Genomic DNA, 14,079 nt, shown 5'->3' with positions numbered 1-14,079 from the left:
CATTGCCCGGCAAAAGCGGTAATAAATATTTAGCTGACTTAAGCCTGTGTTAAGCCACCCCCTCCAGAGTGTTTAAAAACACGATGGAGATACCGATGTCTCGCTTACGTTCACTCTCCCCTGACCCGTCGACGCTGCATTGGCATGAGGCGATCAGTTGGCAGGAAAAGACAGCGCTTAAACAGCTGATTAGAAAGCGCTTTGTTCTACAGCATAGTGCTCATATCCAGCGTTTTTTACCTCGTCTATTTGGGGTGTGGCAAGCCGATCAACCCCTAGCTGCAGTGGGTCTGCGCCTTGCCAGCAGCGGGCCACTCTTTTTGGAACGTTACCTGGATGGTCAAGCCGAAGAGATCCTCACGAAGCGCTTTCAGTCATCGCTTGTTCGTCAGGATATTGCTGAAATCGGCAACCTGGCCAGCTTGCGTCCTGGCTTGCAGCGTCAACTGTTTCTCTATCTGGCCTACCAATTGGCGAAAGAAGGCATCGCCTGGTTGCTGTTTACGGCAACGCCTGAAGTTGCCAATGGCCTGCGCCGAATGGGCTTCGAGCCGCAGCCCATCATGCCGGCTGATCCTAAGCGGCTAGGCGATGAGTCGCACCTATGGGGGCGTTATTACAAGCATCGTCCTTGGGTCATGGCAGGGGACCTTCGTTACGCCATGCAGATGCTCCAGACCCGATTAGAAGTGGCTGAAACCGCCGTCGAAGAGGTGTTGCATGCACGTATTGCCTAATGCGCTGATGAAGCGGATCGAATACCACGCCCATCATACCCCCCAGCGTATCGCCCTCAGCGATGGCGAGCAGCACCTCTCGTACAAGGCTGTCATGCAGCACATTGCTCAACGGCGCCAACGCTTGCGCGAGGTAGGTGCGCAACGCGTGGCGTTGGCGCTGGATAACGGACTGGAGTGGGCTCTGTGGGATTTGGCTCTCATGATGGAAGCACGTGTGGCGGTGCCTATTCCTGATTTTTTCAGTGACACGCAGCGTCGTCATATCGTTCAACAGGCAGGAATTGACAGCTGGATTGGCCAAGGTAGCGAAACGTTTAGCTTTCGGCCCACCAGTGATACAGCCATCTGCCAGCGTCGCGTCGACCACGTGCCCGCGTTACATGAAGGCACTACACGGATCACTTTTACCTCAGGCACTAGCGGCTCCCCCAAGGGGGTGTGTCTGGATAATGAGGCGCTGCTGACCGTTACCGAAAGCCTCGCGGAGATAGTGGCCGCGCTCGATATCCGCCGCCATTTGGCCATGCTGCCTCTTTCCACACTCCTGGAAAATATCGGTGGGCTTTATTTACCGCTATGGCTTGGCGCTTGTAGCGTGCTGCCTGGCATGGCATCGCTAGGTTGGCAGGGAGCCAGCGGCTTCGACGCTACTGTTGCACTGAAGGCTATCGCCTACTACCAGCCTCATAGCATGATTTTAGTCCCGCAACTGCTGCAAGCGTTAGTGAACCACTCCCCACTCGCACCTACTGGCCTGCGCTTTGTCGCGGTAGGTGGGGCACCGGTGGCCAACACCTTGCTCACCCATGCTCAACAGGGCGGCTGGCCGGTCTTCGAAGGCTACGGTTTATCGGAGTGTTCCTCGGTGGTGTGTCTTAACCGTCCAGGCGAGCAACGCCAGGGAGTCGGTCGCCCACTCGCTCATGCGCGCCTGCGTATCGATGGCGAAGGTCAACTGCACGTTAGCGGTGCCCTGATGCTGGGCTACCTGGGTGAGCCTGCGTGTGGCGAATGGCACGCCACGGGAGATACCGGTGAGTGGCAAGACGAGTCCATCGCGCTCAATGGTCGCCAGCGAGACGTCTTCATTACGGCCTATGGCCGTAATGTCAATCCGCAATGGGTAGAGAGCGAGCTTTGCACGCAGTCTGCGATTGCTCAAGCCATGGTCTACGGCGAGGCGCTGCCCGCCAATCGCGCGCTAATCGTTCCCACATCGGCTCAGCATACCGATGCACAGCTCGACGCCGCCATCCAGGCCGTCAATCGCCAGCTACCCGACTACGCCCAGGTACACGAGTGGCAGCGTACCCCCCCTTTTACTCCAAATAACCAGCAACTGACCGCCAATGGCCGCCTACGTCGCGACAAGCTACTCACGGCCTATGGACACTGGTTACAAAGCACGGCCCCCTACCCTACAAAAGGAGCAACACAATGACTGCTTACCAACAGCTGCAAAGCGCAACGGAAGAAGCACGTACCTGGTTACTGAGCACGCCTATCGTCGGCCGCGCCTTGGCAGGCAACGTGACCCTTGAGGAGTATCTTGCATTTCTCGGTCAGGCATACCATCACGTACGCTTTACCGTTCCACTCATGATGGCCTGTGGTGCGCGGCTACCCGAGCGCCTTGGCTGGCTGCGCACGGCCTTGGTGGAGTACATCGAAGAGGAGCACGGTCACGAGCAGTGGATTCTGGACGACATCCGCGAGGCGGGTGGCGATCCCCGTGCTGCCGCTGACGCGATGCCCGACCCCGCTACACGCCTGATGGTGGCCTGGATTCGTGATTCGATCGAGCATGGTAACCCAGTCGCGTTCTTCGGCATGGTGCAGGTACTGGAAGGTACGAGCACGGCGCTGGCGACCCAAGCTGCCGAGAAGCTTCAGGCAAGCCTGGCGCTACCTGACAATGCCGTACGCTACCTGACCTCACACGGCAGCCTGGATATTGGCCACTTGGCCTTTTTCGAAGAGCAGATAAATCAGCTAGGGGAAGAGGATCTTGCCGCAGTGATCGATAGCGCCAATATGTTCTACCGCTTATACGGCGCGATGTTCAGGGGCATTGAAGCACGCTATGCGCAACAAAGTACGATAGAGGAAGTTAGTCATGCGCTGGTTTGGTAAACGCGTTTTTCCTGGCGGTTGGGCGGCACAACGCGTGCTGATCACCGGTGCCAGCGGCGGCATCGGACATGCGCTCGCTGAGGCCTTGGCGAAGCGAGGCGCCCAAGTGCTCATCAGTGGGCGAAATCAGGAGGTGCTATCTGCACTGGCCAACCGCTATCCTGATCATGTCGTCGCCGTCAGCGCCGACTTGACCAATGCAGAAGATCGCAGTCGCTTGGTCAATGCCGCGCGTATGGCGGAATGCAACATGCTGATCAATGCTGCCGGCAGCAATCAGCAGGGCTTTTTCGATACCGCCAGCGATCACGATATCGAACAGCTCATCGCCATTAACTTGACCGCTACGCTGCAACTCACTCGAGCTCTTCTTCCACAGCTGATGACCTACCCTCGGGCGATGATCATCACCCTCGGCTCGACCTTCGGGCAGTTGGGTTATCCCGGACAAGTCACCTACTGCGCAACCAAGTTCGCCCTGCGTGGCTTCAGTCAGGCGCTGCGCCGTGAGCTAGCCGATACCCGTGTACGCGTGATGTACATCGCTCCAAGAGCGACACGCACCGCCATGAACTCCCCACAGACCGAGGCGCTCAACGCGGCACTTGGAAATGCCGTCGATGCACCGGATGCCGTCGCTTTGGCCATTGTCGATGCGGTGGAACAGCAACGTGAGGAGTTGCAGATCGGTCTGCCGGAACGCTTTTTCACTCGTCTTAACACGCTCTGGCCAAGCGCCGTTGACCGCGCGCTCTTACGTCAACTGCCGGTCATTCGCCGATTTATGACGTCCAAGGAGTCTGTATCATGATCCAGTCAGCATCCAGGGTGCTACGCACCACGCTATTGGCGAGCGCCATTGCCTTGATCAGCCTGCCTGGTTTCGCCAGTGAGGGCGATAGTACGGCAATCGCCACCTCGCTTGCCGAGCTACAAAACCGTTGGGCAGAAATCAATTATACGCTGCCACCTGCCGAGCAGGAGGCCGCTTTCAGTCACCTGGGCGACCGTGCCGAACAACTGGTCGGGCGCTATCCCGACGCCGCCGAGCTGCATATATGGGCCGGCATCATTCGTTCGACAGAAGCGGGGGCTCGTGGCGGGCTGAGCGCACTGGGATTGGTGAAAGAGGCTAAAAAGGAGCTTGAAACCGCGTTGGAATTGGATCCGCTGGCACTCGATGGCTCGGCCTATACGAGTCTGGGTGCGCTCTATTATCAAGTTCCCGGCTGGCCTATCGGCTTTGGTGACGACGAAAAAGCTGAATGGTATCTGCAGCGAGCGCTTGCGATTAATCCCGATGGGATCGACAGTCTTTACTTCTGGGGTGACTATTTACACGAGCAAGGCCGCGATGTAGAGGCACATCAGGTATTGGAAAAAGCCTTGATGGCACCGTCTCGCTCTGGTCGCGAACTTGCAGATGATGGCCGCCGTGACGATATTCGTCAGTTAATGTCAGAACTTCAATAGGAAGGACTCATGCGCATCTTGCTGGTAGAGGATGACCCAAGTTTGGCCTCGGGCATCCGCTTGGCTTTGAAGCCTGAACACTACACGGTGGATCATCTAAGCGACGGTGCTACCGCTTTGAATGCGCTTAAAGAGAAGGAACCATTCGATGCCGTGATTCTTGATCTGGGTCTGCCCGGTATGGATGGCATGACGGTATTGAACGCAGCCCGGCGCCATGGGAGCCAAGTGCCCATTCTGGTACTGACGGCCCGCGATGCAGTGAACGACCGCATCGCGGGGCTGGATGCAGGCGCCGACGACTATTTGACCAAACCCTTCGAAGTGGCCGAGTTGAAGGCTCGACTACGCGCATTAATGCGCCGCAGCCAAGGTCAACTCAGCAGTATATTGAGTTGTCGCGGTATTCAACTGGACCCCCATACCCTGAACGTTAGTTATCGGGGGCAAGATATCGGCCTTACGCGTCGTGAGTTGACCCTGCTTCAGGAGTTCATGAGCCATCCTGGCCGAGTATTTACCCGCGATACCTTGACCCGCCTGGTCTACGGCTGGGACGAGGACGTCGAAAGCAATGCCATTGAAGTCCACATCCATCACTTACGTCGCAAGTTATTCACCGACGTCATCCGAACGGTACGTGGTATTGGTTATGTCATGGATAAACTGCCAAAGGATGACGCATGACGTCTATACGCCAACGCACCCTGGGACTGGTACTACTCGTGTTCGGCGCCAGTATGTTAGTGATCGGTTTTATCAGTTATCGCTATGCTGCCCATGAGGTAGAGGAACTTTATGACGCCAGTTTGGCGCAAAATGCCCGTTTGCTGGAAGGCTTTTTGCAGGCTCCGCTGTCCGGCGCGGATCGTACGGTGCTGTTGAGTAGCCTGGAAAACGCCCTGGAACGCGCTCGTCAATCCGACAAGCGTTTTGCTGGCCACCGCTATGAGAGCAAACTGGCCTTTCAACTATGGGAAGATGACCGGCTGCTTTTGCGCTCCGCGACAGCCCCTGAAACACCGATTTCCCAACAGACCACGGGCTACTCGACGCTAACCGTGAAAGGATACGATTGGCGGATGTATGTTCTGAATGTGCCCAATTCCTCAAAGCGCCTGATAGTTAGCGAGCGCGAAGACGTAAGAGGTGAATTAATCAGAGCAGTAGCACTTCGAACTCTATTGCCCGACCTGATTGGTCTGCCACTCCTTGTTATTCTGCTGTGGTGGTCCATTGGTTGGGGGCTGGCCCCACTATCCCGTATGGCCGAGCAGATACGCAGTCGTGATGCACATAATTTGCAACCGTTGACGCTAAGTCGGTTACCCCAGGAATTGGATACGATCGCTGGTGCGCTTAACCGCTTACTGGAGCGTATTCGTCTTATGCGCGTTCGCGAGAAGCGCTTCATTGCCGATGCCGCCCATGAGCTTCGCACGCCCTTGGCAGTACTTGACCTGCATGCCCAGAATGCATTGACTGCCGGCAATTTTGAAGATCGCCAGGAGGCGCTCTTTCATTTGCGCGGAGGTGTTGCCCGAGCCACACGCCTGGTTACCCAGCTATTAACGCTGGCGCGTCTGGAGCCTGAAGAGGAACCTCAGCTCGAGTACCGCTCTACCAACATACTCAGTGAAGTGCGTGAAACGCTAGCCAAGCTTTCACCCTTGGCCGCAGAGCGCCAACAGCAGCTACTATTAGACGCGGATGAGAAAGCACAATGGTTGAATCTGCAAGAACCCGGTGCGATCGAAACCCTGATACAAAATCTGGTCGGCAATGCCATTCAGCACTCGCCTAACCAGAGTACTATTAGCATCTCTCTGTCGGCCACGCCTCAAGGTTTTCAGCTCATAGTGGATGATCAGGGGCCAGGTATACCAGCCGACGAGCGTCATAAAGTGATTGAGCGATTTCAACGTTCAGGCCCTAGCGCCGGGTCTGGGTTAGGGCTTTCAATCGTTGAGCGACTGGTTATTCGCCATGGCGGTACATTACAGTTAGGTGATGCTCCCAGCGGCGGGTTACGCGTTGACGTAATGCTCAAGCGTCATGCATTCTCAGAATAGTTTTTTATCCCCTTAAGGTTCTGATAAGAATTAGCTGCAAATCTTAAGTTACGAAACAGGCTTGGCTGCTTGATCACCCTTACACTAGAGGTACCGCCATGAATCTGATGGTTCGCAAACCCAAACCCCTTGTCCAGTTCGGCCAAACCCCGTTTCTGACCACGCCCGCCGTGAAAGAACTGACCCCGGACAGCCCGGCTATCGAGCTTCTGACCGATTTCAAACAGATCGCCCCGCAGTCGGTGGCCTCGGATATGCCGATCAACGACGCGCACCTAAAAATGCGTCATGGCGGTGTTCGGCTGTTGTTCGTGATCGACCCGGAAGGCCACTGCATCGGCGTACTGACCTCCAAGGAAGTGATCGGCACTCGCCGCGTGAACCTGGCAATGCAGCAGCGCCAGATCGACCGCGAGGAAGTCACCGCCGAAATGATCATGACGCCCTGGGAGAAGCTCAGCGCCATGCCGCTGGAGCACTTGGAATCCTTGAGCATTCAGGACCTAATTCTCTCCATGGAGAGCTTTACCGAGCAGCACCTCTTGATCACCGAGCAAAACGCCGAGCACGCGCTGAGCGTTCGTGGTTTGATCTCGGTGACCGATATTCAAAACGCTATCGGCAAGGGCGCGAACAGCAAGGTATCGAGCTCCGCCATCCCGATGGCCAGCAGCTTCGCCGATATCTGCCAGGTCATCACCGGCCACGATCTATAAGACCCGTCAGTTTTGCCGAACAAATTTGCCGAACAAAAAAACCGCCCTCATTCGAGGGCGGTTTTCGTTTGGCTAAACGCCATACGTCTAACGCTTGCGAGCCTAGAACAGCGACGCGTTGATCAACAGATGCGCGCCGATACTCGCGGCGTAGCCGAGCAAAATGGCCGGCACCCAGCGTAAATGCACCGCAAAGGTGTAGATGCCGCGGGCTTGGCCCATCAGCGCCACACCCGCCGCCGAGCCCATAGAGAGCAGGCTTCCGCCCACGCCGGCGGTCAGAGTGATCAACAGCCAGTTGCCCTCGGACATGTCCGGTGCCATGGAGAGTACGGCGAACATGACCGGAATGTTATCCACCACCGCCGAGATCAGCCCCAGTACCACGTTGGCCCAAACCGGGTTCCAGCCGCCGTAGAGCGTCTCGGAGAGAAGCGCGAGATAGCCCATGAAGCCCAAACCGCCTACACACAGCACGACCCCGTAGAAGAACAGCAGCGTATCCCACTCCGAACGGGCGATACGGCTGAAAATATCGAAGGGCACGACGCTTCCCAACTGCTCGAGCTTTTTCCAATCGCCGCGGCGCGAGTAGCGCTCACGCTTGCGCTCGAGCGAGCGCGGCAGGCTCCGGCGCAGGTAGTAGCCGAAGAACTGCAAAAGCCCTAGACCGAACATCATGCCCATCGCCGGCGGCAGGTAAAGCACCGAATGGCACAGCACCGAGATCGCCACGGTCAGCAGGAAAAGCGCGATGATGCGCCGTGAGCCGCGCTTGAGCCAGACGTTTTCGGTGAGTGCGGCGGGCTGACGGTTCTGAATGAAGAAGTTCATGATGGTGGCGGGCACCATGAAGTTGATGATCGCCGGCACCAGCAGCACGAAAAAGCCCATGAAAGGCACCTGACCACCCTGCCACACCATCAGCGTGGTGATATCGCCAAACGGGCTGAAGGCACCGCCGGCATTGGAGGCGACCACCACGTTGACACAGCAAAGGCCAATGAACTTGTTATCGCCTTCGGCGACCTTAAGTACCACCGCGCACATCAGCATCGCCGTGGTCATGTTGTTGGCGATCGACGAAATGAAGAAGGCGAGAAAACCGGTGATCCAGAAAAGGCTGCGGTAGCTAAACCCCTTGCGCACGAGCCAGGCGCGCAGCGCGTCGAACACCCGGCGCTCCTCGAGGGCGTTGATATAAGTCATCGCCACCAGCAGGAACAGCAGAAGCTCGGTGTATTCCAAAAGCGTTTCGCGAAACGCCTCCTCCGAGGCCTCGGGAATGCCTGCCTGCACGTAAACCCAGGCCACGATCGCCCAGATCAGCCCCGCCGCGACCAGCACGGGCTTGGACTTGCGCATGTGGATGATTTCTTCGGACATCACCAACGCATAAGCGAGGATGAATAGCAAAACGGCAGTGATACCGGCAGCGGACGTGGTGAGATCGATAGGGCCGGGGGCGGCGAAGGCGAGCGAGGGAAAAGCGAGAAGCACAAACGAAATCAACAGCCAGGCACCCCGGCGGTTGGAGCACCGGGCTGCGAGGGCGTTTGATGGAGTCATGGCGGCGAGATCCTGGGCGTTTAGGTGGAGAGACACCGCCGAATGATAAGCACACTAATGACGTGTTGCAACGCAGCGGTTGCGCATACGATGCGACAATTGACCGCGTCTTGCAAAGCCCAATTTGTGAATCTTTGCAACGTTATTCGACGGTGACGCTTTTGGCCAGGTTACGCGGCTGGTCGACGTCGGTGCCCTTGAGTACCGCCACGTGATAGCTCAGAAGCTGCAGCGGTAACGTGTAGAGAAGCGGCGCCAGCGCTTCGTGCACGTGGGGCAGCGTCAGCACCTCGATGCCTTCTTCGGGCTTGATGCCCACGTTCTCGTCGGCAAAGACGAACAACTGACCGCCGCGGGCGCGCACTTCCTGCAGGTTCGACTTGAGCTTTTCGAGCAGATCGTCGTTGGGCGCCACTGAAATCACCGGCATTTCGCTGTCCACCAGCGCAAGTGGCCCGTGCTTGAGCTCACCGGCCGGGTACGCCTCGGCGTGGATGTAGGAGATTTCCTTGAGCTTGAGCGCGCCTTCCAACGCCACCGGGTAGTGGGCGCCGCGACCTAAAAAGAGCGCGTGGTGCTTCTCGGCAAAGGCCTGGGAGAGCGTCTCGATCTGGCTATCCAGCGCCAGCACTTTTTGGCAGAGCTCGGGCAGGGCGCGCAGCACCTCGACGATATCGCGGTAGTCGCCCCGCTCTTTGACCTTCGCCACCGACAGCGTCAGCAGCATCAGCGCCACCAGTTGCGTGGTGAACGCCTTGGTCGAGGCCACGCCGATCTCCGGGCCGGCACGGGTCATCAGCGCCACGTCGGATTCGCGCACCAGCGAGCTTCCCGGCACGTTGCAGATCGCAAGGGTTCCCACATAGCCAAGCGTTTTGGCAAAGCGCAGCGCCGCCATGGTGTCCGCGGTTTCGCCGGACTGGGAGAGCGTGACGAACAGCGTATCCTCCGGCACCACCGGACAGCGGTAGCGATACTCCGAGGCGACTTCCACCTGAACCGGCACGCCGGCGTAGCGTTCGAGCCAGTAGCGCGCGACCATGCCGGCATGATAGCTCGTACCGCAGGCGACGATATGGATCTGGCGCGTGGCCTTGAACAGCGACAGCGCCTCGGGCCCGAAGCTTTCGACCAGCACACTGTCGGCGCTCAGGCGCCCTTCCAGCGCCGCGCTGATCAGCCCGGGCTGCTCGAAGATCTCCTTGAGCATGTAGTGGCGGTATTCGCCCTTACTCGCCACGCCGTCGCCGTGCTCGAAGGTTTGAACCGGGCGATCGACGGATTGCCCGTCGCGGTCGACCACCTCAATCTCGCCGCGCTCGCGAAGCACCACCAGATCGCCCTCTTCGAGATAGATGAAGCGGTCGGTCACCGGCAAAAGCGCCATCGGGTCCGAAGCGAGAAACGCCTCGTCAATGCCCACGCCGACCACCAGGGGACTCCCCTGGCGGGCGCCGATCACCACGTTCGGCTCCGCCGCGCACACCACGCCCAGTGCGTAGGCGCCGCCAAGCTGGGCGACGATTTGCCGGGTCGCCTCATAAAGGCTGGCGCCGCCCTCGACCCGCTCGTCGAGCAAGTGAGCGATCACTTCGGTATCGGTTTGCGACTGGAACGTGTAGCCGTCGCCTTCGAGGCGGTGCTTGATCGACTCGAAGTTTTCGATAATGCCGTTATGCACCACGGCGACCCGGTCGCTGCTATGGTGCGGGTGAGCGTTGGCCTCGACGGGCGTGCCGTGGGTGGCCCAGCGGGTGTGGGCAATGCCGAAGGTGCCGGGCAGTGGCTCGCGCTCGAGTTTTTGTGCCAGTGCGGCCACCTTGCCGACCGCGCGGTGGCGGTTTAGCTGACCGCCGTTTGGCACCGTCATGCCGGCGGAGTCATAGCCCCGGTACTCCAGGCGCTTAAGACCTTCCAGCAAAATTTCCTGTACGTTGCGCTGTGCAACCGCTGCGACGATGCCACACATGATTCACTCCTGGGCGTTTTGGGCAGTAAAAGGTTTATGACGTTTTCTTGGCCGGACGTGACCAGGGCGTTTTCTGGGTTTGCTGGCTGCGTGCCAGCACCAGCGAGTGGTCATCGACATCGCGCGTCACCGTCGAGCCGGCGCCGACCGTAGCGCCCGCGCCGATCAGCACCGGAGCGATAAGAGCACTGTTGGAGCCGATGAACGCATCGTCCTCGATAACGGTTTGATGCTTGTTGGCGCCATCGTAATTGCAGGTGATCACCCCAGCGCCCACGTTCACACCGCGGCCCAAGCGCGCATCGCCTACGTAACTCAAATGATTGATTTTACTGCCTTCACCGACTTCGGCGTTTTTGGTCTCGACGAAGTTGCCAATTTTGGCTCCCCGCGCCAGCCGCGTTCCCGGGCGTAGCCGGGCGAAGGGGCCGATCTGGTTATCGCCAGCCCCTACGGTATCCTCTACCACACTATGGCTGTCAATCGTACTATCGGGGCCAAGGGTGCTGTTTTTAATCACACTGTAGGGCCCAACGCGTACGCCTTTTTCCAGACGTACCTTTCCTTCGAACACGCAGCCCACATCGATGAACACGTCCTCGCCGCAGGTGAGCGAGCCGCGCACGTCCAGCCGTGCCGGGTCCGCCAGCGCTACGCCCTGCTCCATCAACGCCTCGGCAAGCTGAGACTGATAGGCGCGCTCGAGCCGCGCCATCTGGGCGCGATTGTTGATGCCTTCGACCTCGAGGGCGCTTTGTGGCTGGGCGGTGCAGACCCGGGTGCCCTCGTTACTTGCAAGCTCGATCACGTCGGTCAGGTAGTACTCGCCCTGGGCGTTTTGGTCCGAGAGCTTCGGCAGCCAGCGCGAAAGCTGCTCGCTGGTCATCGCCATGATGCCAGTGTTGCACTCGGTGATGGCGAGCTCGTCGCGGCTGGCGTCCTTTTGCTCGACGATGGCCACCGCCTCGCCCTGCTCATTGCGCTTGATGCGCCCGTAGCCGGTGGGATCAGAAAGCGTGACTGTCAAAAGCCCCATGTGGGTATCGTCGACCTGGTCGAGCAGCGCGCGCAGGGTGTCGGTCTGGATCAAGGGCACGTCGCCGTAAAGCACCAGCACTTTGCCGCTTCCCCACTGCGATTGGGCCTGGGCGACGGCGTGGCCGGTGCCCTTCTGCTCGGCCTGAACGGCGAAGCTCACGTTCTGGCCTTCAAGCGCGTTGCGCAGCTGGTCTGCGCCGTGGCCGATCACCACGTGGGTACGCGTAGGCGAAAGCGCAAAGGCGCTGTCCAGTACGTGCTGGACCAGAGGTTTGCCGGCAAGCGTATGAAGCACCTTGGGCGTTTGCGAGCGCATTCTCGAGCCCTTGCCAGCGGCGAGAATGACGATATCGAGTTCTTGCACGTTATTCACCTGTTGCGGCGGGTGTCGTCTCGGCGTTCCATACATCGACGCCGAGCGTTTGAAGAAGGTCTTCACCGAAGTAGTCGACGAAGGCAGGACTCGCCACGCTCTGCCACTGCCCTTCGTCGTCGTTGACGAGCATCAGCACGCTCAGGTCGTTGTCGACGGCCATCTGCATGCCGACGTCCTCGCCCACCACCGAAAGCGCGGTGGCCCAAGCATCCGCCCAGGCGTTCGACGGATGGAACACCGATACAGAAGCCAGGCTGTGGGTGACCGGGCGCCCGGTGCGCGGGTCCAGGGTATGGGCGTAGCGCTGCCCGTCCACTTCGAAGTAGTTACGGTAGTCACCGGAGGTAGCCACCGACAGCGTCTCCAGCGGAATGATGTGCTGCGCTTGGGGACGGCCATCTCGGGGCACCTCGATGCCAATGCGCCAGGGTTCCTGCTCGGCGGCAACGCGGTGGCCGCGGGCGATCAGGTCTCCGCCCAGGTTGACCAGGTAGTTGTCGATGCCTTCCTTGTCGAGATACGCCGCGACCCGGTCCGTTGCATGGCCTTTGGCCACCCCGGAGAGATCGACGAAAACGTCGCGCACGCGCCGCGCCTGCATTTTCTGCGTATCCACCTCGACGGCATCGAAGCCGATGCGCGCCAGGCGCTCCTCGAGCTCCTGGTCGGAAGGAACTTCCTGGGGCCGCGCCTCGGGGCCGAAACTCCAAAGATTGACCAGTTCCCCAACGGTGATATCAAAGGCGCCGTTGCTCGTCTCGGCCACCGACTGGCTGATTGCCATCACTTCGATCAGCTCGTTGGAGAGCGGCTGCCACTCGTCGAGCGGGGCACCGTTGAAGGCGATCAGCTCCGAGTCGTCGCGGTAGGTGGACATCGCCTGATCGACATCCTCGAGCTCGGCGAGAATGCCCTCCTCGAGCGCCTGTGACTCGCCTTGGGTGAGCGGATCGGCGATGGTGACCTGGTAAAACGTGCCAAAGATACCGCCCTCCAGGCGTACGGGCGAGTCGAGCGGCCGGTCGTTTTCCGAGCAGCCCGCCAACAGGCCTAGTGCCAGTAGCAGCACAAGAGGAAGGTAGCGCGCGGTTCGGTTCGCGCTCGGCGAAGTCATGTTCATGCAGGATCCCTTCGAAAACGCTGGGCGACTAAAAGTAAAAGAACCATAAAAGCCAAAGGCCAAATAATACGCGATAAATCACGAAGGGTTGCATGCTCAACTTTCTAATCACCGCTAAAAAGTAGTGAATACAGAGATAGGCGCTGACGCCGGAGAGCAGGGTCGCCCAAAACATGGCGGTGACGTCGACCGATACTGGCGCGCTGATCAACTTGAAAGTTTCGAGCCCGCCGGCCAGTACGATCACGGGAATGGAGAGTAGAAACGAAAAGCGCGAAGCCCCCTCACGGCCCATGCCTACCATCAGCGCGGCGGTAATCGTGATGCCTGAACGCGAGGTGCCGGGGATGAGCGCAAGCACTTGAGCGGCGCCGATGATAAGCGCATCTTTTAGGCGCATGTCGTACTCCGAGCGCTCACCGCGCTTTTTCATGTCGGCGTAGCCCAACAGCAGTCCGAATACGATAAGACTCACGGCAATGACTGATGTCGAGCGCATGTTCGCCTCGACAATGTCTTGAAGCACAAACCCAACGGCGCACACCGGAAGCGTTGCCACCACCACCCAAAGCGCCAGCGTCGCGTCCCGATTGATGCCTTTGCCGCCCAGCGTGGCGAACGTACTGGTCACCATCTGCCAAAGCTCGCGGCGAAAATAGAGCACCACCGCGCTGAGACTACCCAGATGCAGCGCAACGTCGAACGCCAAGCCCTGGTCATCCCAGTCGGTCAATACGGGAACCAAAATGAGGTGGGCCGAACTCGAAACGGGTAGAAACTCGGTCAACCCCTGTACGACCGCCAGCACCACTACTTGAAGCCAATCCATGAATAATCCTGTTCGTATTACGCTATTCGGGTGCTGTCTGAAAA

The 14,079-nt window shown here is 58.9% G+C and carries 13 protein-coding genes; 8 read left to right on the top strand and 5 right to left on the bottom strand.

Annotated features, from left to right (window positions below):
- Positions 1 to 95 precede the first annotated feature (95 nt).
- From MQW23_RS09830 to MQW23_RS09795, 8 genes are all read left to right on the top strand, one after another.
- The gene (locus MQW23_RS09830; RefSeq protein WP_252107911.1) at positions 96 to 737 is read left to right on the top strand and encodes a thermostable hemolysin; all 642 of its coding nucleotides are present in this window, start codon (positions 96 to 98) and stop codon (positions 735 to 737) included.
- Positions 721 to 2,181, top strand: coding sequence for an AMP-binding protein (locus tag MQW23_RS09825; RefSeq protein WP_252107908.1), 1,461 nt, complete (start codon positions 721 to 723; stop codon positions 2,179 to 2,181). The genes MQW23_RS09830 and MQW23_RS09825 overlap by 17 nt, the downstream gene beginning before the upstream one ends.
- Positions 2,178 to 2,873 carry an iron-containing redox enzyme family protein gene (locus MQW23_RS09820; RefSeq protein WP_252107901.1) on the top strand — a complete coding sequence of 232 codons (696 nt, stop codon included), beginning with the start codon at positions 2,178 to 2,180 and terminating at the stop codon, positions 2,871 to 2,873. The genes MQW23_RS09825 and MQW23_RS09820 overlap by 4 nt, the downstream gene beginning before the upstream one ends.
- Positions 2,857 to 3,684 (top strand): SDR family oxidoreductase, encoded by an 828-nt coding sequence (locus tag MQW23_RS09815; RefSeq protein ID WP_252107899.1) that lies wholly within the window; start codon positions 2,857 to 2,859, stop codon positions 3,682 to 3,684. The genes MQW23_RS09820 and MQW23_RS09815 overlap by 17 nt, the downstream gene beginning before the upstream one ends.
- Positions 3,681 to 4,346 (top strand): hypothetical protein, encoded by a 666-nt coding sequence (locus MQW23_RS09810; RefSeq protein ID WP_252107897.1) that lies wholly within the window; start codon positions 3,681 to 3,683, stop codon positions 4,344 to 4,346. Before MQW23_RS09815 ends, MQW23_RS09810 begins: the two co-directional genes overlap by 4 nt.
- 9 nt (positions 4,347 to 4,355) lie before the next feature.
- Positions 4,356 to 5,033 carry a response regulator transcription factor gene (locus MQW23_RS09805; RefSeq protein ID WP_252107895.1) on the top strand — a complete coding sequence of 226 codons (678 nt, stop codon included), beginning with the start codon at positions 4,356 to 4,358 and terminating at the stop codon, positions 5,031 to 5,033.
- Positions 5,030 to 6,418, top strand: a complete 1,389-nt coding sequence (locus MQW23_RS09800) for an ATP-binding protein (RefSeq protein ID WP_252107893.1) — start codon at positions 5,030 to 5,032, stop codon at positions 6,416 to 6,418. Before MQW23_RS09805 ends, MQW23_RS09800 begins: the two co-directional genes overlap by 4 nt.
- A 98-nt stretch (positions 6,419 to 6,516) precedes the next feature.
- The gene (locus MQW23_RS09795; protein ID WP_252107891.1) at positions 6,517 to 7,134 is read left to right on the top strand and encodes a CBS domain-containing protein; all 618 of its coding nucleotides are present in this window, start codon (positions 6,517 to 6,519) and stop codon (positions 7,132 to 7,134) included.
- Positions 7,135 to 7,236: 102 nt separating this feature from the next.
- Here MQW23_RS09795 and nhaD read toward each other — a convergent pair whose 3' ends face one another.
- The 5 genes from nhaD to MQW23_RS09770 all read right to left on the bottom strand — a co-directional run bounded on the left by nhaD (position 7,237) and on the right by MQW23_RS09770 (position 14,035).
- Positions 7,237 to 8,703 carry a sodium:proton antiporter NhaD gene (gene nhaD, locus MQW23_RS09790; RefSeq protein WP_252107889.1) on the bottom strand — a complete coding sequence of 489 codons (1,467 nt, stop codon included), beginning with the start codon at positions 8,701 to 8,703 and terminating at the stop codon, positions 7,237 to 7,239.
- Positions 8,704 to 8,845: 142 nt separating this feature from the next.
- Positions 8,846 to 10,672, bottom strand: a complete 1,827-nt coding sequence (glmS, locus tag MQW23_RS09785) for a glutamine--fructose-6-phosphate transaminase (isomerizing) (protein ID WP_252107887.1) — start codon at positions 10,670 to 10,672, stop codon at positions 8,846 to 8,848.
- 34 nt (positions 10,673 to 10,706) lie between these two features.
- Positions 10,707 to 12,074, bottom strand: a complete 1,368-nt coding sequence (glmU, locus tag MQW23_RS09780) for a bifunctional UDP-N-acetylglucosamine diphosphorylase/glucosamine-1-phosphate N-acetyltransferase GlmU (RefSeq protein ID WP_252107885.1) — start codon at positions 12,072 to 12,074, stop codon at positions 10,707 to 10,709.
- Between the two features lies 1 nt (position 12,075).
- Positions 12,076 to 13,206: an FAD:protein FMN transferase gene (locus MQW23_RS09775; protein WP_252107884.1), complete on the bottom strand. Its 1,131-nt coding sequence runs from the start codon at positions 13,204 to 13,206 to the stop codon at positions 12,076 to 12,078.
- Between the two features lie 28 nt (positions 13,207 to 13,234).
- Positions 13,235 to 14,035, bottom strand: coding sequence for an undecaprenyl-diphosphate phosphatase (locus tag MQW23_RS09770; RefSeq protein ID WP_252107882.1), 801 nt, complete (start codon positions 14,033 to 14,035; stop codon positions 13,235 to 13,237).
- Between the last annotated feature and the right edge of the window lie 44 nt (positions 14,036 to 14,079).

Source organism: Halomonas sp. S3-1-1, assembly GCF_023757625.1.
Lineage (GTDB): Bacteria > Pseudomonadota > Gammaproteobacteria > Pseudomonadales > Halomonadaceae > Vreelandella.
Note: the sequence above shows the minus strand (reverse complement) of the source record. Positions and strands in the feature narration are given on the sequence as shown.